The organism is Pseudomonas salicis (genome assembly GCF_057128705.1).
In genome coordinates this window covers 155,228-177,291 of sequence record NZ_JBSKHU010000003.1, presented here as the reverse complement: position 1 = coordinate 177,291, position 22,064 = coordinate 155,228, and the positions used below count along the sequence as shown (strand labels likewise).

Annotated in this window: 20 protein-coding genes and 1 tRNA gene; 8 read left to right on the top strand and 13 right to left on the bottom strand. The window is 56.7% G+C overall.

From position 1 onward, the window contains the following. Position 1 precedes the first annotated feature (1 nt). From ACWKWE_RS11505 to ACWKWE_RS11460, 10 genes are all read right to left on the bottom strand, one after another. Positions 2 to 1,657, bottom strand: coding sequence for a glycosyltransferase family 61 protein (locus ACWKWE_RS11505; RefSeq protein WP_483850578.1), 1,656 nt, complete (start codon positions 1,655 to 1,657; stop codon positions 2 to 4). A 92-nt stretch (positions 1,658 to 1,749) separates the two neighbouring features. Continuing rightward, positions 1,750 to 2,367, bottom strand: a complete 618-nt coding sequence (cysC, locus tag ACWKWE_RS11500) for an adenylyl-sulfate kinase (protein ID WP_483850577.1) — start codon at positions 2,365 to 2,367, stop codon at positions 1,750 to 1,752. A 276-nt stretch (positions 2,368 to 2,643) separates the two neighbouring features. Next, positions 2,644 to 4,392, bottom strand: a complete 1,749-nt coding sequence (gene cptA, locus ACWKWE_RS11495) for a phosphoethanolamine transferase CptA (protein ID WP_483850576.1) — start codon at positions 4,390 to 4,392, stop codon at positions 2,644 to 2,646. A gap of 107 nt (positions 4,393 to 4,499) precedes the next feature. Beyond that, the gene (locus ACWKWE_RS11490; RefSeq protein WP_483850575.1) at positions 4,500 to 5,258 is read right to left on the bottom strand and encodes a nucleoside/nucleotide kinase family protein; all 759 of its coding nucleotides are present in this window, start codon (positions 5,256 to 5,258) and stop codon (positions 4,500 to 4,502) included. Positions 5,259 to 5,275: 17 nt separating this feature from the next. Further along, entirely contained in the window at positions 5,276 to 6,034 is a 759-nt protein-coding gene (locus tag ACWKWE_RS11485) for a nucleoside/nucleotide kinase family protein (RefSeq protein ID WP_483850574.1), read from the bottom strand. A gap of 89 nt (positions 6,035 to 6,123) precedes the next feature. Beyond that, a complete protein-coding gene (locus tag ACWKWE_RS11480) occupies positions 6,124 to 7,848 on the bottom strand; it encodes an ABC transporter ATP-binding protein (RefSeq protein ID WP_483850573.1) in 1,725 nt (574 codons plus the stop codon). Between the two features lie 77 nt (positions 7,849 to 7,925). Beyond that, positions 7,926 to 9,119 carry a serine palmitoyltransferase gene (spt, locus tag ACWKWE_RS11475; RefSeq protein ID WP_483850572.1) on the bottom strand — a complete coding sequence of 398 codons (1,194 nt, stop codon included), beginning with the start codon at positions 9,117 to 9,119 and terminating at the stop codon, positions 7,926 to 7,928. After that, positions 9,106 to 9,366 carry an acyl carrier protein gene (locus tag ACWKWE_RS11470; RefSeq protein ID WP_401144432.1) on the bottom strand — a complete coding sequence of 87 codons (261 nt, stop codon included), beginning with the start codon at positions 9,364 to 9,366 and terminating at the stop codon, positions 9,106 to 9,108. Before ACWKWE_RS11470 ends, spt begins: the two co-directional genes overlap by 14 nt. Positions 9,367 to 9,400: 34 nt before the next feature. Then, positions 9,401 to 10,315: an NAD-dependent epimerase/dehydratase family protein gene (locus ACWKWE_RS11465; protein ID WP_166594844.1), complete on the bottom strand. Its 915-nt coding sequence runs from the start codon at positions 10,313 to 10,315 to the stop codon at positions 9,401 to 9,403. After that, on the bottom strand, positions 10,312 to 12,063 hold the full coding sequence (locus tag ACWKWE_RS11460; protein ID WP_483850571.1) for a fatty acyl-AMP ligase: 1,752 nt from the start codon (positions 12,061 to 12,063) through the stop codon (positions 10,312 to 10,314). Before ACWKWE_RS11460 ends, ACWKWE_RS11465 begins: the two co-directional genes overlap by 4 nt. A 371-nt stretch (positions 12,064 to 12,434) precedes the next feature. On the opposite strand from ACWKWE_RS11460, the gene ACWKWE_RS11455 reads away from it, so the two are divergent. The 7 genes from ACWKWE_RS11455 to ACWKWE_RS11425 all read left to right on the top strand — a co-directional run bounded on the left by ACWKWE_RS11455 (position 12,435) and on the right by ACWKWE_RS11425 (position 19,398). Further along, positions 12,435 to 13,577, top strand: a complete 1,143-nt coding sequence (locus tag ACWKWE_RS11455) for an N-acetyltransferase (RefSeq protein WP_483850570.1) — start codon at positions 12,435 to 12,437, stop codon at positions 13,575 to 13,577. Positions 13,578 to 13,599: 22 nt separating this feature from the next. Continuing rightward, on the top strand, positions 13,600 to 14,373 hold the full coding sequence (locus ACWKWE_RS11450; RefSeq protein ID WP_483850961.1) for a nucleotidyltransferase family protein: 774 nt from the start codon (positions 13,600 to 13,602) through the stop codon (positions 14,371 to 14,373). A gap of 64 nt (positions 14,374 to 14,437) precedes the next feature. After that, positions 14,438 to 15,514, top strand: coding sequence for an LPS export ABC transporter permease LptF (gene lptF, locus ACWKWE_RS11445; RefSeq protein ID WP_166594841.1), 1,077 nt, complete (start codon positions 14,438 to 14,440; stop codon positions 15,512 to 15,514). Continuing rightward, positions 15,511 to 16,590 carry an LPS export ABC transporter permease LptG gene (gene lptG / locus ACWKWE_RS11440; protein ID WP_483850960.1) on the top strand — a complete coding sequence of 360 codons (1,080 nt, stop codon included), beginning with the start codon at positions 15,511 to 15,513 and terminating at the stop codon, positions 16,588 to 16,590. The genes lptF and lptG overlap by 4 nt, the downstream gene beginning before the upstream one ends. A 6-nt stretch (positions 16,591 to 16,596) precedes the next feature. Continuing rightward, positions 16,597 to 17,631, top strand: coding sequence for a diacylglycerol kinase family protein (locus ACWKWE_RS11435; protein ID WP_166594839.1), 1,035 nt, complete (start codon positions 16,597 to 16,599; stop codon positions 17,629 to 17,631). Positions 17,632 to 17,643: 12 nt separating this feature from the next. Next, on the top strand, positions 17,644 to 18,609 hold the full coding sequence (locus ACWKWE_RS11430) for a hypothetical protein (RefSeq protein WP_483850569.1): 966 nt from the start codon (positions 17,644 to 17,646) through the stop codon (positions 18,607 to 18,609). A gap of 30 nt (positions 18,610 to 18,639) precedes the next feature. Then, the gene (locus ACWKWE_RS11425; RefSeq protein ID WP_166594838.1) at positions 18,640 to 19,398 is read left to right on the top strand and encodes an aspartyl/asparaginyl beta-hydroxylase domain-containing protein; all 759 of its coding nucleotides are present in this window, start codon (positions 18,640 to 18,642) and stop codon (positions 19,396 to 19,398) included. A gap of 67 nt (positions 19,399 to 19,465) precedes the next feature. Here ACWKWE_RS11425 and ACWKWE_RS11420 read toward each other — a convergent pair whose 3' ends face one another. The 3 genes from ACWKWE_RS11420 to ACWKWE_RS11410 all read right to left on the bottom strand — a co-directional run bounded on the left by ACWKWE_RS11420 (position 19,466) and on the right by ACWKWE_RS11410 (position 21,084). After that, a complete protein-coding gene (locus ACWKWE_RS11420; RefSeq protein ID WP_483850568.1) occupies positions 19,466 to 19,996 on the bottom strand; it encodes a putative ATP-dependent zinc protease in 531 nt (176 codons plus the stop codon). A gap of 159 nt (positions 19,997 to 20,155) precedes the next feature. Further along, positions 20,156 to 20,665, bottom strand: coding sequence for a ProQ/FinO family protein (locus ACWKWE_RS11415; RefSeq protein WP_483850567.1), 510 nt, complete (start codon positions 20,663 to 20,665; stop codon positions 20,156 to 20,158). A gap of 328 nt (positions 20,666 to 20,993) precedes the next feature. Continuing rightward, positions 20,994 to 21,084, bottom strand: a tRNA-Ser gene (locus ACWKWE_RS11410). 256 nt (positions 21,085 to 21,340) lie between these two features. On the opposite strand from ACWKWE_RS11410, the gene ACWKWE_RS11405 reads away from it, so the two are divergent. Then, positions 21,341 to 22,015 (top strand): Bax inhibitor-1/YccA family protein, encoded by a 675-nt coding sequence (locus ACWKWE_RS11405; protein ID WP_166594835.1) that lies wholly within the window; start codon positions 21,341 to 21,343, stop codon positions 22,013 to 22,015. The last annotated feature ends 49 nt before the right edge of the window (positions 22,016 to 22,064 follow it).

The window sequence follows — 22,064 nt, the reverse complement described above, 5'->3', positions numbered from 1 at the left end:
CTCAGACCCCGAGCCGGTCTAGCATGCGTTCCAGAGTATCGAGAGGAACCGAATAGTTGATGTGTTTATTTTGCACATCACCCTCATCGCCACCCACGAACATCGGGTCATAACCGAGGGTTCGCATCGGGCCAACAAACCCACTGAAGCCGAAGAGGTCCTGCCCGGAAAAACCGGCCTGCCCCAACACCACAATCTTGACCGCAGTGTCGGCGAACATCAGGTTAAGCCACGACGAACCGTTAGGCCCGACAATGGCTTCTGCTTCCTGAAACAGATGGATCTGCTCCTCCAGGCTCAAATCTTCCGGGTAAATCGTCTCGAAGCCTCGCGCTTGCAGGCAGGCGGCCACTTCATTGTCATTCAATATCAAACGCCATTGCCGCTTGCGCCGGGAAAGGAATAAGCGCCTGGAGCCCCGCGCGACCCGTGGCAGCGTGGCGAGGACCCGATCGCGCAAAAAGCTGAAACAATCGGGCGAAAACGGCCCTTGCTCATAGCCCCGCACGGGATGCCCCGGCACCAGATGCATGGGGTAAAAGCTGGGTGTAGGGGCGATTAGCAGCCGTTTGCAAGACAACGCGACACCCGGCTGCAATACCACCCATTCGTTACTGACCACCCGGCGCAGGTACTCGTAGTGACTGGCGGGCATGCCCGCATCGACGATGATGGGCATCGAATCGAACTCGGGATGACGGGACAACGCCCGCAAGCGACACAAAAACTCGGGCATCCAGTGACCGAACTCCACCGATGCGGCCCCGGAAAGCATTATTCCCGCTTCTATCTCCTGAACGGTGTAAGGCGCCATATCAAGGAGAAGACGCTGCCCGTCCCGCCCTTTGATCGCGCTCTCCTGGTGCCATAGGACATATTGGCCGAAGCGAGGGTGGGTCAGGCAATCATTGAGCGCAGCGCCGTCAGGGGTCAGGATCAGGTCGGAACGGGAAAGGATCGTCGCGTTTTGGATGATGCAGGCGTAAGGCCGCTGGCCTTCAACAACGACCTTCAACGGCTCAGCGGCGCCCGGCTCCAGGGATTCAGGCTCTTCGCAGCGGATGCGCTCGGCCTCGTCCAGATAATCGAGCGCTACACCCTGGCTCGCTGTCCATTCGGCAACCGACATCAGCACGGCTTCTCGGCCGTCGATCCCCAACGCCCGCAACTCGTCTTCGCACCCCCACCTGAACAACAGATTTGTCCAGAGTGGGGTGACTGCCGCCTTCAACGCAGGATCGGTCACTGTCTGATAAACATCACGACCGCTGGCAAGACCATAAGCCGCCACGATCTCCTCCAGCAGCAGCCCCAGGCCCTCGACGTGGCCCGGCGAACGCTCATAGGCCGACATGAACGCCAGCGCCGCTTTGCGGTGATCCTGCAATGCGCGGTGTGACAAGCCCAAAACGAACGGCGCGGCCCACTCCCGGCAACCTAATGCGATCGCGGTGTCGCAGGCACTCACAGCGGCAGGGAAATCCCCCAACTTCTGACAGACCTGCCCGAGCAGCGCAGCCAGAGAGGATGACTCGGGAAACAGGGAGACGGCTGCCTCGGCAATAGGGCGGGCGTCGGCGTAACGGCTCGCCGCCATGCATTCCCGCAGTGTCGAGATCAGAGTGCCTTCATCGGCATCCGCAAGCGTGCGCTTCAAGTCTGTTATCGCTTCAGCGTTCAAAAGCATGATTTCCCGTAGGACGAACGTGTTTGGCCTGTAGGGTGCGAGCCCTGATTGCAGGAACCGCCTTATGAGCGGTAACGGTGCATCAGTTGCGCCACCAATTGCTCGATCATCTCAGCCCCATCATGATTGCTGGTGTCGATAATGAACTCCGGCGTCAGCGGCGCTTCGTACGGGCTGTCGATCCCTGTGAAATTACGGATTCGACCCTCACGCACGGCGCGGTACAAACCTTTGGCATCGCGGCGGACACATTCGCCCAGCGGCGTGCTGACGTGTATCTCGATGAATTGATCAGGGTCCAGTCCATGTCGAGCGGCATCCCGGTCGGCGCGAAAAGGCGAAATCGCCGAGACGATGACAATCAGTCCCGCATCCACCATCAGTTTGGCGACTTCGGCCAAACGCCTGATGTTCTCGTGACGATCGCTGTCGCTCATGCCCAGATCACTGCAAAGCCCCTGACGCAGCCTGTCACCGTCCATCAAATAACTGTGCAACCCGTGCTGCTGCAAGGCCTGATCAATACGATTGCCCAGCGTGGATTTACCCGCCCCGGACAAGCCCGTCAGCCAGATGCAACAGGCCCGCTGACGCTTCATGTCTTCGCGTTGAACACGGCCCACGAGAAGCTCGGGCACTAACGGGGCCGGGTTTGACTCAGGTAAACGGGTATCGGTCATAAGCGAACAACTCGTTGATAACGTACACGCAAAAAACGATGGAAAGTCTACGTTATTTCGGCAGGTTTACCGAAAGCCTTAGCAGAGCCGCTCTGCTTCCCGAGGATGGGGGCCGAGGCAGCGGGGAAACAGGTCGGACTCAAACCCCAGAAACGACAAAGCCCTGAATAATCAGGGCTTTGTCGTATAAAAGATGGCGGAGGCGCACAGAACCGGACCCGCAAGATGGCTTTGTGATCATCACTGCCGGTTCAGTCCCAAAGGCCCCATCACCCGCTATCGCGTTGCTTGCACAGCCGAGCCCTGTTTAGGCGCAATCGGAAGCTGGCTGAAGTCACGCAAACTCCCAGGATTGTGCGGGTTGCCAATCAGGAGGCGTTCGGATTTATACCCTTGGCTCGCAATACTCCTGGCCGGCTCAAACTCATCAAAACGCAGCCCTGCCAAATCTGTCCACGTGTGGATGAAGTGAGACGTACTGTAGGGGCGTGCCAGGTAGTCAGCAGGTTCCAGAGTCGTGCCTTGTGCAGCTTTCCAACTGGGCGATTTCCAAACGATGAATGGCACTGTGTACATTGGGCGAGTGGGTGCAGCCTCGTTGCGGCCCAGCACCTCTGGCGCTACCGGGTCATATACGGATTCACCGTGATCAGACAGGTAGAGCAGGAAGCCGTTAGGGTCTGTGTCGCTGAAGCGCTTGATCAGCGACGAGACGACGTAATCGTTGTACCGCACCGCATTGTCGTAGCTGTTGTAGACCTCTAGCTGGCCATCAGTGACATTTGCCGGCACCCCGATCCGATCCTTGAAGTAATCGTATGTGGGTGGGTAGCGATACTTGTAGCTCATGTGCGTGCCCAGCAGGTGCACCACAATCAGCTTACGTGGCGCGTCGTCTTCCAAAACTTTAGAGAACGGGTCCAGGACGTCCTCGTCGTATTGGCTGGTCTCGTTCTGATCGCGGTTGTTGTTCAGGTAGGTCTGCTGGTCTGCCTGCTGAGAAAACAGGGTGAGCATTGTGTTGCGCTTGGTCATGGTCTGCTGGTTGGTAATCCAGAACGTCTTGTACCCGGCCTGCTTCATCACGCTGATCAGGGTTGGCGTACTCAGGTATCGATCCGGATGCTCCTCGTCAGCAAATGTCAGTACCTGCTGAAGGGTCTCGATCGTATAGGGGCGTGGCGCGACCACTTGGCTGAATATCTGCAGCTGGCCACGTAGCTGGTCCAGATTGGGCGTCGTAGGACGGCCATAACCATAAACGCTCATACGCTCCCGGTTCGTTGATTCGCCAATGACCAATACCAGCGTGGAGCGTTGACCTGCATGCGTGTCGGTCAGGTTCTTGAGAGGAGGAATCTGCGCCTGGGTCGCCATCATCGTCGACATCTCGGCGAGTTGCTGACGATACTGGTGATATCCGACGACCATCTGCCAAAGGGCCGCGGCTTCGATATTTTCCTCGAATTTCGCTGCCGCCAGTTGAAGGGTCGGTCGCTTACGATACTGGTTGACAGCGTTGAAGCCCACGCCGACGGCAATGAACAAAACACCACAGGTCACTAGCGCCTTACGCGTCAGGTACGCTGGCCTGACCCGCGTCCACAGCACCAGCCCTGCGAAGGTGTAAGCGGCGATTGCCCCCACAATCGACCAGGAAAAATAGTGCCCCAAGTACTCTGTTGACTCCTGCATGTTCGAGTCGAACATGATGAAAATCACGCTTTGGGAAAACTCCTGCCCATAAATCAGAAAGTATCCGAGGCCAGTCAGTGAGGACGCCCAAAGAAGAAGTCCAATGACGCCAGCAAGAATCCTCGCACGGGCGGGAAACAGGATCAGCGGAATCAGCCACAGCAACGTGACCATCGACGCCTGGATCATCCCCTTCCAGCCTGCAACGCCAGCGCGAATGATAAGGAGCTGTGCGACACCGGAGAAGTACCAGAAGAACAGATAGGCCCAACCTAGACGCGCCCAGACTGCCCGGTTCGGTGTTGCGGGTCCTGAAACTTTAGCTTTCATAACGTCCTCGATTAAACCGCTCTTTACCGAGCGAGGCAGGCCTTCAGGCACCAAACCCTGTGATTCAACGACCGGTGAGTCATTGAGATAAAGCGCGTCCGAACGCTTCAAACATGAGTTTCTACCGCCTGGTGGGAATTGCCTTGCTGATTGATCAGCAACTGACGTACCAGTTGGGCGCAGATCGCCTGTACCCGTTCCAGCGGCTGGCTGGCGTCCACGTCGATAATTTTCGCGTTATTGAAACGGAGCAACGAGGTTGCCTGTACCTTCTGCTTCAGCAGAGAAAGGTTGTGGTCGGGCTTGCGAGAGAATGCCGTATCAGCATCAATGTTCAATCTAATGACCAGCGTGGGCCGATGGCTGACCATCCTCTGGTAAAGCGCAAACTCACGCTTTGCAAGCCACGCCGTAAAGCGGCCAGTAGGCGTTGATGCGTTCAGGCCCGGGCCGTCATAGAACCCCGGCACGTCAACTTGAGGGTATCTGTCGCAAATAACGATGGAAGCCCGATCGCGTAACGCCTGCATCTCCCTGAAGCGACGGACGCGCAGTAGCGAAAATCCGTAGATGGTCAACGCCGTGAAGACCCCAGGGATTTTTTCGCCCTTGGTACGAGCCTGTGTCGCCTTGGCGGCCAATCGACGTCCGACGGCAGGCCCGATCAATGGCCAGGCCTGTATCTTGAGTCCTATGGCGCCTGTACCCAATCCCAAGTAGGCATAGGCAGCGCCCTCACCTGCCAGGGTGGAGCAAAGGTGGGCCGCCACGGTGGTTTTTCCCGCGCCGTCCGAACCAATAATGGCCACGAGCGGCGCCAGAGGGCGGTCGCCTCTCCCGCGAGGAGTTTCGAATAGGGCGCGCATGTCTGCTACCTCTCCCCCTACGGATTCGCCAGGCTGCGGGACACCGCTGCTTTGGCTTGCGCAATGACCTCTTCGAGCGGCAGGCGACTGTCGAGATCCAGAATCGGTGCTCCCTGATATTCAAGCTTGGGGACGTTCGCAATCTTGAGTGCAAGCGATTCGTAGCGGTGATCAGGTTTGCGCGCAAACGCGGTCTCGACATCCACGTTCAAGCGAACAACCAGATCCGGACGGTAGCTGATCATGTAGTCGTACAGCTTTTTCTCACGCGCCGCCAGGAACCGAATCAGCGCGTTCCCATGCTTGACTGCGAGCAACCCGGGGCCATCGATTTTCATATTGGCAACTGCGATCTGCGGAAAACGATCAGCGACGATGGTGATGCCTTGGCGTCGCAGCTTCATCATCTTCTGGTAACGACGATACCGGCGGATCGACAACAGGAAGATGGCAAATGCCGCCAAGGTGCTGGGGCCGCTGGAGATTTGTGCGTGTTTGTGATTGCCACGTGGAGAGTTGGCAGCGATCAGCCGACCGATTGCTTTGCCCACCAACGGCAACCTGACCAACCTTTCACCTATCTGCTTGGACTGAATGCCCAAATGGCAACTCTGCACAGGCTGCGACCGGCTCAGCCACGTGAGGATAGCCTCCGAGACGGTCGACTTTCCGGAGCCATCACAGCCGACAAATGCGATGAGCGGCCCCAGTACCCTTCCTTTCTTGTCCAGGTGCGGCTGACGTTTCGGAACCTGGACTTCGCCGTTCTGCTCCATATGATGATCTGGCGCAGGTGCATGTTGGTGTTTAGAAGAAAGCATTATTGGGCCCGTCTCGTACGAGTAAAAAGAAGCTGGATGCAGAGTCAAACTTCCAGATTGGAAGGCTCATTGACCAGATAGGCACGGTTTTTCATTCGCTTGATCTCGCCGTCCCTGAGCTCGATGATTTCGTCAGCGATGTCGATAAGCCCCGGACGATGAGAAACGGCAATGATGGTGATCTCTGGCGCCAACGCTTTCAGCGACTCACAGATATCTTTCTCGGCAGCCGGGTCGAGCGAGCTGGTCGCTTCATCCAGAATGAGCAACTGAGGTCTGTGGGCGAGCGCACGTGCAATCACTATTCGTTGCCGCTGACCACCTGAAAGCTTGCCCCCTCGTTCGCCCACGATCGACTGCATGCCTTGGGGAAGTTGGGATACGAACTCCCATGCACCTGCCTGGCGCAATGCTCGCTCCGCATCCGCCTCGGTGAGCGCTGGCTCGCCCAAAGTGACATTCGCAAGGACGGTGTCGTGTAAAAGCAAAGTTTCCTGCGTGACGTAGCCAATCATGCGACGCCACATGCGGCGATCTAGGTCAGGAAGCGGAATACCGTCTATGAGCACTCGACCTTGTTGAGGGGTCAACAACGCACACACCAGGTCGAGAATCGTGGTTTTCCCTGCCCCGGAGGGGCCCACCAGCGTCGTCATCGTCCCGACATCGAAAGTCAGTGATGCGCTGTTCAAAACCTTGCGCTCGCCATAAGTAAATGTGACGTTCTGAAACTCGATCCGGTCTTTGAGCGTGGGCTGCACGGTACCGCCGACAGGCTCGGCTTCTCCCCTGGCCGTCACTACCGCTTCGCGCAGCGCCCAAAAGGCACTCTCTTGCCCCGCCATGCGGTGGTAACGCTGCTGCGCCTTGTGCATAAGGCCTAGCACTCTCACCACCATGAATATGAGCACCATGACGGATGACAACGGCAACTTCCAGATAACCAGGCCCGCATACAGACCGGCTGCGGCGAGAATGGCCAGCAAGGGCTCCTGGAGTGCGCGCAATGTCTCGCGGCTGGTGACCTCCTTCTCCATTGCCCCATTCAGCTCAGCAGCCTGATGGCGCAACAACGAATCGGCGATATCCTCCCTGGCCATTGCCTTCAATGGTTTGACTGACCCCAAGGTGTCGCTGAGGTTGATCAGCAACTCCCGCATCAGGCTGGTCTGGCCCTTCCCTGCTTTACGGGATGTTTTGACCAAACCACGCAGGGCGAAAAGAATGACCACGCCGAGAACCAAGCACACCAGCGCAGCTTGCCAGGAGACGAACAGCGCGATGACGCCGTACGCGATCGCCTGGATGGAGAGCGCAACCATGTTCGCGGCGTGCTCATAAGCGGTTGATGCTCGGTAGGCTTCGGTAGCCACGGCGTTGGCCAATGCTCCACCCGGCTGACGCAGATAGTATTCCCAGCGGCTACCCAGTGTTGCGTTGATCAGATCGACCCTCAGGTCGGTTGCGACATGGGCTACGGTGTAGCCAACCTGGCGGTTGGCCAGAAGAATCAACAGACTGCTGATGGCCATGCCCACGACAATGATGACGAGTAGCGTGATGATCGTTGGCTCCAATCCAAAGAACTGAAGCGCGTTGCCAACAAGGGCGCCAAACGTCGAGTGCGCATTGTCGCCCAGCATCACTGACATCAGGGGCAGCATCGTTGTCAGACTGACGCTCTCGACCAGGCCGGCAACGACCAGGCTCAGCAGCATCAATGCCGTTCGTATCGGATACGAACGCCCAAAAACAAAAATAATTCGCATAACACTCACATTCGGTTCAAGGTTCTCTGCACCGCACGGCAATTCCCTGCACTACAGTTCGTCTGCACCCCTCGCTGTCAGGCCGTAGGCTCAAGCAATGGACGTAGAGCGGCGAACGCTTCGATGATCTGATCAATTTGCGCGGTTGTGTGGGCGGCGCTGACACTGCAGCGAACCAATGTGACGCCCGACGGCGTGGCAGGCGGAAGTACCAGATTGACATATACACCCTGATCAATGAGTGCTCGCCAGAACTGTACACCCTGCTCTTTGCTACCGACCATGACCGGGACAACGGGGCTCACGCTCGGCCCTAACGAATAGCCCAATTCCGCCAGCCCATCGTAAAGCCGACGGGCATTGTCCCAGAGGTTCGCCCGCAGATCCGGGCGCGCAGCAATTGTCTTCAAGGCCGATCGCACAGACGCCACGACCGAAGGAGAGGGTGAGGCCGTGAAGATGTAGGGACGGCTGGCATAACGCAGCACTTCCATCCCACTGCTCAGGCCCGCGGCAAAACCACCGATTGCAGCCAGACTCTTGCTGAAGGTTCCCAGGATGATATCGACATCATCCTCCACGCCCTGCTCTTCCGCCAGGCCTCGACCGTTAGGGCCCATGACGCCAAACGAGTGAGCTTCGTCAACCAACAAGAAACCGCCCAGACGGCGTTTAACGTCAACGATTTCTTTGAGTGGAGCCACGTCGCCGAGCATGCTGTAGATGCCTTCCACGATGATCAGCGCATCCTTCGCGCGTTCCCCAAGGCGCAGCATGCGGCGCTCAAGGTCTTTTGCGTCGTTATGGTGAAAACGGATGATTTCAGCCCCACCCAAGGCGCATGCATCATAGATACTCGCGTGACAATCGGCGTCGAGCAGTACCACTTCGCGCGGGCCGGCAAGCGTCCCGATGATGCCCAGGTTAGCCACATAACCAGTGGAGAAAACCATGACCGATGGCCGATCCAGAAATTCGGCCAACTCTGCTTCCAGCGCCGAATGACCGCCGTAGCTGCCGTTGGCCATTCTTGACCCAGTTGTGCCCGTACCTTCGGCGGTCAGCGCTTTGCGCGCAGCTTCGATAGCGTCTTCATCGAATGTCAGGCCCAGGTAATTGTTAGTGCCAGCCAAAATGACATCGGTACCGCCGATACGCCCACGCGTCGATGAATAGAGCGCTTCGATTCGAGTACCAAATGGGCTAGGGTCAAGCGCCTGCAGACTGGAACGCTCAGCGGCCAGGCGGGAGAACTTGTCATACAGTCCCATGACTTTTCTCCAGATAGCCAATCAGAGAGGCGGCAAGCTGCCTTGGCGTGCGAACGTCCATGAGGATATTGATCGGTATCGACAGGTCATAGTCGTCCTCAAGCTTCATCAACAAATCCATCATTTTTACTGACTCAAGGCCTAGGTCATCGACCATGTCACTGTCAGGCCCTACCTCACCTGCACCGGGAATCATGTCCCGAAGACACGTCAAAACATTCTCTATGATCACATCTTGCGTAAACATACTTAGCCTCGTTGGCGCGCGAATTTGCACACGTTCAAAACAAACCTTCCTGCAGGGCACGTCGTAGCTTTATCTGGGGACTCCAGCCGGTTGCGGCCGTTATCGCCGTGTTGCTGCATGTCCAGTCAGGGTGTGTGAGCTCATTGACTTTGCTGGTGGTCAGCATTGGGTTACCGCGAACCACGTAGGAAATGACCAGGTTTGCGCGGGCAACGGCTCTCAAGACGGCGGTTGAAATGGCCAGTGATCGAACTGGAGCCGCCCGTATATCGGTCGCAATCTGCGCCAGCCCCTTCCAGCTGTATCCGCCGAGCGTGCCGTCACTGATTTCGTAAAGAGCCGAATTCGAGTTCGGCGCTCCAAGCCATTGCCCAACAGCCGCTACAAGGTCAAAGACGTGCACAAAGCTGAGATGCGTATCCCCTGCGCCGAGCCTGATCTGCAGCCCCTTGAGCAACCAGGTGAACAGTGGCCGTAGTTCGCGATCTCCCGGGCCATAGACTGCCGTCGGACGGAAGATCGTGACGGCCATGGCTCCTGCTACCCGGATGACTTCCTGCTCGGAGTCATGTTTGGATTTTGCGTACCACGAGAGCTCTGGATGGCGAGCGGCAAGAGATGACATCAACAGAAAACGTTTGCAGGTGCCGGCTTTAGCAGCGGCTTCAGCGACCCGACGGCTGCCGTCCACATTGGCAATGCGGAAACTACGGGCATCACGCCCTCGAACCGCCCCCGCGCAGTGGATGACGATATGTGCCCCTGCAACCAGCTTTGCCAGTGAGTCACTGTCCTCAAGCGATCCCTTTACCCACAGAACACCGTTTTCAAGCCCAGCCTGTGTGCGACTGAGCGCGCGCACACGGACACCACGACCAACGAGCATTCGCGCTATTTGACCGCCGATAAAACCGCTGCCACCGGTAAGGGCAATCGTTGGCTCGGTCATGCGGTTTCGGCCGCAGCGAAGCTCTCGGGGAGTGCGGCGCGAAGACTCATGAAGCGCTTGCGGGCTTCGGCCCGGGCTGGTTTTCCTGAGGAGGTGCGAGGAATGCTATGGGGCGGTACCAGGTCGATGGTCGGGGAGATACCGAATTCACTGTGGACCTTGGCAAACAATGTATGAGAAAGACGCGCCCTCTTCTCCTCATCGAGGATGCGGTATTGAACCTGGATCACCACCGATGGATCAGCGTCCTTGTCGGTAATGAAAACGATCGCGTCCCCCGGCCTGATTTCCGGCTCGGACTCGACAATGAGTTCAATGTCTTGAGGCCAGATGTTACGACCTCGGATGATGATCAGATCCTTCTTGCGCCCGGTGACGTAAAGATCCCCATCGAAAAGATATCCCAGGTCGCCAGTATCGAGCGTTTTGGTCGCTGCGAGAGTTTGAATGGAATCGTGATCCTGGAAATAGCCCGTCATCAGGCTCGGGCCAGAAATCATGACTCTGCCCACTTCGCGCTCGGCCAGGACATTGCCAGAGTCATCTACGATCAGCAGTTCGTGCCCCGGCAGCGCGCGGCCGCAGTTAACGAAAGCACTGACCGCTGAAGATTTTTCAGTGGCGCTGAGCGCCCTACCTTCCGTTTCCAAAATGTCTCGGTCGATCCTGTCAACCTGAGCACCTGTGTCCGGTCTGGCAAAGCTGACAGCCAACGTGTTTTCTGCGAGCCCGTAGCACGGCATAAATGCGCCAGCCTTGAACCCAGCGGCGGCAAAGTGCTCGGCAAATCGGTCGAGTGTGGCGATGGAAATCGGTTCAGCGCCAACACCTGCTACGCGCCAGTTCGACAAATCGAGGCTTTCTACTTCAGCGGCACTGCAACGACGTACACACAGATCGAACCCGAATGGCGGCGCCACCGAGACCGTACCCCTGTTCCGACTCAGCAAGTTAAGCCACTGTTTGGGCCGCATCGCGAAGTCTTGCGTGCGCAGGTAATCGACCGATATCTGCGTGGCCATGGGCGCCAATACAAAACCTACCAACCCCATGTCGTGGTAGTACGGCAACCAGGAGACACAGCGGTCGCCGGGACGCAACCGGATTCCGTCAGTGCTGATACCGCGCAGATTGGCCATGACCGAACGCTGGGTGACCATGACGCCACGCGGAAAACGGGTACTCCCAGAAGTGTATTGCAGATAGGCAACGTCATCGGGTTGAGCTGGGATAAGCGCGGCGCCACCCATAGGAAGCGCTTCCAGATCGTCATCCGTGCCGATGAATTTCAGCTCAGTGGTGCCCAGTGCTTCGCGCGCGTAGGGCAGCCATTCCTGCTCCCCGAGCACAACCGATGGCGAGCAGCTTGCGATGAGTCCACGGAGCTTTTCGACGTACGATTGGTGTTGCCCTACCCCAGCGGGAACCGGCAGCGGAACAGCGACCAGGCCTGCGTACTGGCACGCGAAGAAAAACTCGACGAATGAGGGTGTTGTGTCCGCGATCAGGGCGACGCGATCACCTTTGGACAAACCCAAGGTCAGTAACCTTCTGGCGGCGCCCTGGGCTCTGGCCTTGAGCTCTCTGTACTCGAGCACTGCCGTCAGTTGGCAGCGTCGGTCATAAAAATTCATCCCCGTGCGACCCAGCGCTGCGTAATCCAGGGCGTCCGCTAAAGAAGGGAAATCTGCAAGTCGCTGCACCAGTTCTTGAGTAGAGCTAGTTTCGGACAAATATAAAACCGTCATTAATTTGGACTCTAATCAGGGCACTACGAAAACCGGCACTTATGGGGCAGGCGCCGCCGCACGTCCAAAAAGCAAGGTTCGTAGAGATAGCTGAATATGGACGCCGTCACATTTTCAGGCATCGCCTAAAGCGAATAACTGGCTCGTGGACCTGAGCCATTTCGAAAAGCCGGCTTCCATAGCTTTCCTAAAAGAGTACCGTCAGATAGATCGAGATCTACTATCAAACGAATTAATACTCTACATTGACAATGGTCGATAGACGTAACGAAATATTTCAGCGACAGTCAGGAGCCGCCGCCGGATACCTCGCTCGACGTTGGAACATCAGGCCTCACCGTCCACTTTTTGCCTAGAAGGCCTGCAGGCTAATGAATAAGAACAACCCGCTGCTTACCATTGAAGCAGTAGAGAACCGGCAGTCGCTGAACGACTTCGTAACGTTTCCAGGCACGCTCTATAAAAACGATCCCTCTTGGATCGAGCCGCTCTACGTTGAACGGTTAGAGCATCTCTCACCCAAAAATCCGGCCTCAGGACACGTTACGTGGAAAGCCTGGCTTGCCAAACGCAATGGTGCTGTTGTAGGCCGCATTCTTGCTCAAGTAGATACTTTGCACCGGGAGTTGCATGGAGCAGACACAGGCCACTTCGGTATGCTGGACGCGATCGATGATGGTGAAGTATTCGCGGCGTTGATCGCCACAGCCGAGCAGTGGCTCAAGGGTCAGGGTGCTCAGCGGATTACCGGGCCTTTTACCCTGAACATCAACCAGGAAAGCGGCCTCCTCGTCGACGGCTACGAGACGCCGCCATCCGCGTTCATGAACCACAACCATCCTTACTATGAAAACCATGTGCTGGGATCAAAGTACGAACCTGCCATGGATTTGATTGCCTACTGGATGCGCCGGGACGAGCTCAATTTCCCGGCCCCGCTCAAGAAAATGATGGACCGGGAAAGGTCTACGATCCGTATCCGCCAGATTGATCGGTCAAAATTTGCCGCCGAGATGCAAATTCTGCGGCAGATATTCAACGATGCCTGGGCCAACAACTGGGGTTACGTTCCCTTTACCGAGCACGAGTTTTCCGAGCTAGGCAAGCAGTTGAAATTCCTTGTTCCCAGCGACCTCATTTATATCGCTGAAATAAACGATGAGCCCTGCGCATTCATCGTGGCCATGCCTAACATTCATGAGGCCATCGCGCCTCTCAAAGGGCGTATGCTGCCATTTGGATGGTTGCGTCTGATTTGGAAACTCAAAGTCTCCGGAACACGAACCGCCCGCGTGCCTTTGATGGGCGTCAAGCAACAATATCAGTTCAGCCGCCAAGGCCCTGTCCTGGCATTACTGCTTATCGAAGCTCTGAAAGCCCCCTTCCTCCGGCGCAATATCGAGGCCCTCGAAATGTCTTGGATCCTCGAAACGAATGCCGGGATGCGCGGAATTCTGGAGCGCATAGGTGCCAAAGCCTATAAGCGGTATCGGCTCTATGAAAAGCACATTTGAATCGGCGCGCTATTCGGCCCTCATTCTGGCAGGTGACAGACGCCCAGGAGACCCCGTTGCCGCCCTTGGGGACGCAGGCTGTAAAGCGTTGACGCCTGTCCTTGGTCTGCCAATGCTTCATCGGGTAGTCGGCGCATTGCGGGACTCCAAGCGTGTGTCCGATATCACATTGGTCGGCCCAGGCAATCGGATGCTCGACAGTGATCCAACGCTGCGCGAGATGATTGATCGTGGCGAGTTGGCAATGCTCGAACCGGCGGCGTCACCGAGCCTGAGCGCGTATCGCGGCTTGACCCATATCCGCTCGCGGCCAGTGCTGGTGACGACTGCCGATCACGCGTTACTGCAATCTGACATCGTCGATTATTTTCTCGAACGTTCTCAGATGAGCGGATGCGACGTGACCGTGGCCTTAACACCACTTGCCACGGTCATGGCCAAATTCCCCGAGAACAGGCGGACGGCTATCAAGCTCAAAGGCGGCCCGTACTGCGGCAGCAACCTGTTTGCGTTCATGACCGAGGAAAGCGCCAAGGTCGCCGACTTTTGGAAAGACATCGAGCAGCGCCGTAAAAACCCTAAAAAGGTCGTCATGGGTGCACTCGGCATAGCGTCGACTGTGCGATATCTCTTGGGAACCCTAAGCCTTGATCAGGCCACGCAACGAATCTCCCACACCTTGGGTGTTCGCGTGGGCGCCGTGATCATGCCGTTTGCCGACGCTGCCGTGGACATCGACACCGTAGAAGACTTTCTACTGGTCGAAAAAACGCTCCGGCTGCGGGCATCAATGTGAATACCACCCAGCCTCCTCATTGGGCCAGGCGAGCTATTGGCTGCAAATCCGCGGGAGCTTCACGATGTTTCTGATCGAACGGTACATCATTGCCGAGATTCGTCGACCGGTAACGGTGATGGTCGGTATCTTGACCTTCGTATTCGCAAGTTATTCGGCAGAACGCTACCTGACCCAGGCCACAAATGGCACGCTGGCTGTGCAGTCCGTGGCGGACATGGTGATGTACAAAGTCATCATCGCGCTGGAAATGCTGGTACCCGTTGCCCTCTACACGTCTGTAGCAATGGCGTTGGGCAGGCTTTATCACGACTCCGAAATCACCGCCATCCTGGCCTCAGGCAGCAGTCCTGTACGCCTCTACAAAGCGATCGCCCTGATCTCGCTACCTCTCGCCATCGCTGTGACAGTGTTGTCTGTCTATGGACGTCCCTGGGCGTATACACAGAGCTATCAGTTGGAGCAGCAGTCCAAAACCGACCTGGACGTCAGTCACCTCCTGCCTCAGCGTTTCAACCTCAATCCTGACAACGGCCGGATGATCCTCGCGGAATCCATAGACAAGGATTCAGGTGAGCTCACTGACGCATTGATCTATGACCCGGGCGACGGTAAATCCCGCATCTTTCGGTCTCATACGGCAAAAGTCATCGACGCCAACCCTGCTGCCCCCTTGGTTGAACTCACCAAAGGGAGCTCGTACACCCTGGATCATCAGGATTCCAAGGACGTGGTAAATACTTTCGACAACAAGCTGCAACTGCAGCTGAAACCTTTGGAACTTGAACCCGACAACAAGCGCAAATCAACCTCGACTGCGATGTTGAGCATTTCGGCGCAGCCTCAAGACAAGGCCGAGCTTCAATGGCGTGAAACCCGCGGCATCAGTGCAATGCTCCTGGCCCTGCTTGCAGTGCCGCTGAGCCGGACGGCGCCCCGCAAAGGACGCTTTTCCACGCTACTGCCCATCGCGATTGTTTTTGCCGTGATCTTCTACGCCGGCAACATCTGCAGAACACTGGTGGGTAACGCAGCTATCCCCCTCTTGCCTGGCGTGTGGCTCGTTCCGCTGGCCATGAGTATCGCGTTGCTAGGTTTCCTGACCAGAGACCTCGCACTTTTGCGTCGTCGTCGCAAATGATAAGACTCAGCTTCTATCTGATTCGCAACGTGCTGATCGGATTCGCGGCCGCTGCCCTGTTGTTGCTGCCATTGTTCACGACGTTCGATCTTATCGCTGAGCTCGATGACGTGACTTCCGGGGGCTATCGCTGGACGCAAGCGGTTGAAGTCGTCCTGATGACATTGCCCCGCCGGGCAGTCGATCTCGGGCCTTTCATCGCCTTGCTGGGAGGCATCACCGGGCTTGGTCAGCTTGCGTTGACTCAGGAACTGACGGCCATGCGTGCGGCCGGCGTATCGATCATGCGCATCGCTGTTACGACCATGGCGGCCGGTTTGATCGTGGTCGTCGCACTCGGCGCCATGGACGAATGGCTGGCGTCTCCACTCCAGCAGCATAGCGTTCAGCTGCGCAATACTGCGCTGGCCATTTCCGGCGAAGCGGCGAAGCCTACCGGCAGCATCTGGGCGCGCCGAGGCAACGAGGTTGCACGAATAGGTGCGATGTCACGCCACAACACGCCACTGAACGTTGAAATCTTGCGCCTCACCTCTGACATGCGCCTGGCCTCTTACATTTTCGCGGACAGCGCGGAAGTCCGCCCGGACGGTTCGTGGCTGCTCCACCATCCACGGATCAAAGAGTGGGAGCAAGACAATGAGGTGACGCGCGAAGAAGATCAGATGCTATGGAACTCTGTGTTTTCAGATCGCCGCTTGAAAGAACTGTCGCTACCGACGGACAGCTTCTCGATTCAGCAACTGAGTCACTACATCGCCTTTCTCAATGGGTCCGACCAACCCTCGGGCGAGTACCAGATGGCAATGTGGCAAAAACTGGGAAGGCCGATCCTCACATTGGCCATGATTCTCTTTGCCGTTCCATTCACCTTTGTCCAGCAACGCTCACCGGGATTGGGCGGTCGATTGGCCATCGGAGCCGTTGTGGGTCTGCTGATCTATGTGGCGAATCAGATTGTGGCCAACCTCGGTCTGCTCCTGAACGGGAACGTGATCGTCACTACGTTGGCGCCCTCGATTGTGCTGCTGGCCCTCGCCTTGTGGCTGGTCTACCGATTTGACCGTGCAGCGTGACATGACATGACTATTGCTCCTATCACCCAACAAGACACCGCCTCGAATCCTCCACAGGCTTTCGTAACCCTAAATCATGACAACGCCCCTTCAGCACAACGAATAGGCGTGGTGCTCAATCCCAAAGGGGGCTACGTACGTCGGCATCTTGTTAAATTCAGACACCACGTCGCTCAGCTCACCGACGCCCATGTTGTGGAGGCGTCAACGCCGACGCAAATCAGTGCGGCCATTCAATCCTTCGCACTCGAACCACAGGATCTCTTAGTCGTGATCGGTGGGGATGGGAGCCTGCAGGCGGCATTGACGGCCCTGATGCATCTACAGCCCATGAGTATGCCTGACGTACTCATTGTCCCGGCAGGCACCACCAACATGAGTGCAATCGATCTGGGCGTGCGGCGACGCCCACTGCAAGTGCTCCTGGCGCTCCATCGTTGGCGAAGTGGCACACGCTCGGCTCCCGCATCGAGATTGCGCAATGTGCTCAAAGTATTCGACCCAGACTCACTACAGACTCAATGCGGTCTGTTCTTTGGAGCCGGGGCGGTGGTTGAAGGCGTCAGGTATTTTCACAGCCGTGTCCGTAGCAAAGGTATCCGCGGAGCCTTGGGCCCGTCACTGGCGTTCGGCAGAATGTTGGTGTCGCTGCTCTGGAAGCGAAGCCTGCCGTTTGAGTCTGCCGCCACGGCCAGGCTGCACCTTGCGCAACACACCTTGAACGCCAAGTGGATGGTCATTCTCGCCACCACACTGGACACCCTGCTGCTCAGAAGCACTCCCTACTGGGGCACTGAGAAGGCGCCGATCCATTTCACGGCAATTGGTCACCGTGCTCCTGAGCTCGTGCGCTCCCTGTTTCATGTGCTGCGGGGCAAAACGAGTCCGGTCATCACGCAGAATCAGGCTTATGTGAGCCACAACCTCAACGCTACCACCATCGACGGGTTAACCGAGTACCTGCTGGACGGCGAGATATTCTCCACGCAAGGCCAGCTTGAGTTGTCTGCGACCCTCCCTGTCCGTTTTGTGATGTTTTAAGAGAAGCTGAACGTGGAACAGGCCTCCCCTACTTCAACAATCAGCGTCCTGATCGGCGTTATGTCCGAGGAATGCGCGCGCCCGGTCGCAGCCCCATTGAATGCACTGACTGATGAATTGGTATCGCGATTTGGCAACGCCGTCAGTGCCGTTCTTCTGTATGGATCCTGCCTTCGCAGCAGCAATTTTTCAGATGGCCTGGTCGACCTTTATGTCCTTGTAGACAGCTACGCCAACGTAAGGACAAGCAAGATCAAGGAGCTGGTGGACGCCTGGCTTCCCCCTACCGTTTTTTCGATCAATGTGCTGGCGCCGGACGGTTCGCTGCTAAGGGCAAAATGCGCGCTGATTACACTGGCGGACTTCGAGAAGGGAACCGCATCGTGGTTCCACGGTTATCTGTGGGGACGCTTTTCGCAGCCCTCTCGACTGGTTTTTTCTCGCGATCAAGCCGTTAGCACCCGTGTGCATACGGCCTTGGCCAACGCAGTGAAAAGAATGACGTCCGAAGCACTGCCTGATAAACCGCAAGTGCTGGATAGCGCCACATTGTGGGAACACGCCCTCACGTTGACCTATCGCACGGAATTGCGCCCGGAGCGCGCCAGTCGCCCGGCAGAAATCGTAGGGCATGATGTCGGCTACTACAGGCGTATCACCCTCGCGGCGGTGCAATCCGTACCAAGGCTTTCCCTTCTGCCTGGGCAGGATGACCGATACTCAGTGTCCCCCGCAGATGCAGGAGCGGTTCCCCACGCTGTCCGGTGGCAACGTAGACGAGTCGCCGGTCGCCTACTCAATGTGCTGCGCCTGATCAAATCGTTCTACACATTCGAGAATGGTCTGGATTACGTCATCTGGAAGCTTGAACGCCACCTTGGGGAGCCTGTGCCGATCAGCCCGCGCCTGCGTCGTTATCCACTCATCTTTTGTTGGCCGCTGCTGTGGCGGTTATTGAGAAACCGCCAGCTTCGCTAAGTCTTCTAAAAATCGTCGCCAGGATCAGATATGCAAACAGAGCCCACGCAGCTTCCACACAAAAAAGCCAAACGTAAGCATCGGCCAAGCGTCGCAGTAGGGTTGTGGATCATCAAAAAGCTTGAGCGGTTCATTCGCCGGCACTCCTCGGTCGGAAACACACCGTTTTTCGATCCGTCACAGTTCGAGTGGGCAAAGACGCTGGAGTCCAACTGGCCTGTGATCGTCGACGAGTTGAATGCCGTACTCAAAAATCACGACGGCATCCCAAACTTCCAAGACATTTCCAAAGACCAGCGCAACCTGACACAAGATGACCGATGGAAGACCTTCTTCCTGCATGGCTACGGTTACAAAATGGATGGCAACTGCGTCAAGTGCCCCAAAACTGCAGAGATTGTTGAATCAATCCCAGGCATGTTTACGGCTTTCTTTTCCATCCTGAGCCCTGGCAAGCACATACCTCCGCACCGGGGGCCCTACAACGGGCTGCTCCGCGCACATCTGGGATTGATCATCCCTGAGCCCAGGGAGAATTGTCGTATCCAGGTAGGAGATGAAATCAGGCATTGGCAGCCCGGCAAGGTGATGGTGTTTGACGACACCTACCGCCATCAGGTCTGGAATGACACCGACGGCATCCGCGTCGTGCTTTTCCTCGACATCCACCGCCCGCTCGACCGCTTTGGCACTGTGCTCAACAAATGCGTGCTGAAGCTGATCCAGTGGTCTCCCTTCATTCAGGATGCACGGAAAAACCATAAGGCGTGGGAGAAAGGCCTCCACTGAGACGGAGGTCGGCGCCTTCGCCCCTCTGCTTGCTTTGAACTGAAACAGAGGGACGGCAATAGAAAACTCAGGCTGATGGCTTAGCGGCAGAACTGCTGCAATCCGGTTTGACCGTGTTCGACCGCGAGGCATCCACAGCGCCTATGTGCTGCAAGGCACTTCTGCCCAAGCTCACGTTGTACCCTTTTTTACCCGGAGGCTTGAGACTGAACTCCTCCTGATAGACCTGCGTACCCAGGCACACACTCATCTTCACCACCTGGCGATGACTGCTGCCAATCACCCCCTTGGCTTTCGCATTGCGAACGATCTTTTGCTCGAAAGTGACGTCGGATAAAGACCCGGTGAGACCGGTCGGTATTTGTAAAACAAACCGCACCCACTTCTCGTCACCCTTGTCGAAAGGGACAATATTGACAGCCCCCAGAGACGAGTTTTCGGAGCCCGTATCGAGTTCTACTTTGACCGGGGTTCGATCAGGCAACAGTACGCCCTGCTCCTCCCAGCCAAAGGCTTGGTTGGGAGACGCTGAGTATGAAATGGAAGGCAGCAAAAGCGAAAAAGCGACACCAGCTATCACTTTTTTGAAGATTTTCATGAGGGATATCCCGAAGCACGCACAGGCAAACTCACCTGCGTCATAAGGCCATGGTTTAGGGCGGATTTCAAATTAAAAAAGCCGCAATGACTCTCCATAAATCCCTGGAATTCCCACCCATTTCAGCCCCAGAAAACACCCTACCAAATTGCCGGGGATTCAGTTTGTATCCTGCTCCACCGCAGCAACGGCAGCGGGAGCCTGGCCACCCTCTTTCAGCTTCGCACGGTGTCGACGATCTTGACCGCGTTGCCGCGAGGCCTGCTGCCTGGCATGCAGAGCCTGTGTGGCAGTTACTACGCCAACTGGTTGACCACTCAAGTCCAGGCGCGGCGCATTCTCCACCATGCTTGCCCAATACCGGGTTCCCCGGCACCAGGTTGAGACACCTAGCTTTAATTGTTCGTGGGTCAACCCGAGTAGCTCCAAGTGCTGCTCTGCATCGTGAAGAATGCCCTCTTTGAGCGGAACTTTAGGAGCCGGATTGACGGGGAACGCCAGTGGAAAATGCTTCTGCAATGGCCAGATGGCTTCCACAGCGGGATCATGGTTACGAGGCTTCGCCCGCGTTGAGGAATTACGCTTGATGTGTTGAGTGCCATCCACCTGTTGCGGCTTTTTTTCAGCCCGCAGTTGGTCACGTAGCCCAGCCAGTTGTTCAAAACCCATCGTTCTATTCACTACTCTTAAGCGACTGCGGAGTGCAAGGATATTCCATACAACGCTGGGGAGCAGCAGAAAGAATACTCGTCTCTTCTTCACCCCCCTACCAAGGCGAAGAACGTGACGGAATCCAGGCTAGTCGTCCCAACCCCGTCAGATGTGCCTCCGAAATGGTTTTCTCGCGGCCGTGTCCGAGAAAACAATCAAACGAACCCGATGTGAGCGGCGCATGAGGCTGTGCTTGGCTACCAAAGCAATCGCGTGCCTTTCAGCATGAAATGCAAAACACAAAAAAAGGGCCCAGATTTCTCTGAGCCCTTGATGTTACTGCGTTTGGCGGGAAACCAGGGATTCGAACCCTGGGAACGCTATTAACGTTCGCCGGTTTTCAAGACCGGTGCATTCAACCACTCTGCCAATTTCCCGAGGCATCCGATCAATGAAGGTGTAGTGTGCAGCTGTAGAGATCCTAAAATAGGAACTCAGGGACCTGTTACAGTCGGCAGTCTTCAAGACTGCTGCCTTAAACCACTCGGCCACACCTCCCATTGCGTTGCGGGCGCCATAATACCGTAATGAAACAAGCTGTCAAACTCTCTGGCTCGCGTGTCACTGCGGCTCTGTTATGATCTTTGCAACTTGAGATTTCAGATCCCCCTTTCAACCACCAGGAGTAGCGCCATGCGCGAACAGGATTACGCAGTCAACAACCGCGTGCAGGTCGAGCAGCTAGAGGTTAGCCGCGTCCTGCGCAACACTTACGGCCTTCTGGCCCTTACCCTCGCGTTCAGCGGGATCATGGCATTCGTCGCTCAGCAGATGAACGTTCGTTATCCGAACGTGTTCGTCGTGCTGATCGGTTTCTACGGGCTGTTCTTCCTCACCAACAAACTGCGCGATTCGGCGTGGGGTCTGGTGTCGGCGTTCGCACTGACCGGTTTCATGGGCTTCATTCTCGGCCCGATCCTCAACCGTTACCTCGGCATGCAGGGCGGCGCTGAAATCGTCTCTTCCGCCTTCGCGATGACGGCCCTGGTGTTCGGCGGTCTGTCGGCGTACGTGCTGATCACCCGCAAGGACATGAGCTTCCTGGGCGGTTTCATCACTGCCGGTTTCTTCGTCCTGCTGGCAGCGGTGCTGGCGAGCATGTTCTTCCAGATCAGCGGTCTGCAACTGGCAATCAGCGCGGGCTTCGTCCTGTTCTCGTCGGTCTGCATTCTGTTTCAGACCAGCGCCATCATCCACGGTGGTGAGCGCAACTACATCATGGCGACCATCAGCCTGTATGTGTCGATCTACAACCTGTTCATCAGCCTGTTGCAGATCTTCGGCATCATGGGCAGCAGCAAAGACTGATCCACAGCCTCAATAAAAAGCCCGCTTCGGCGGGCTTTTTGCTGTCTCT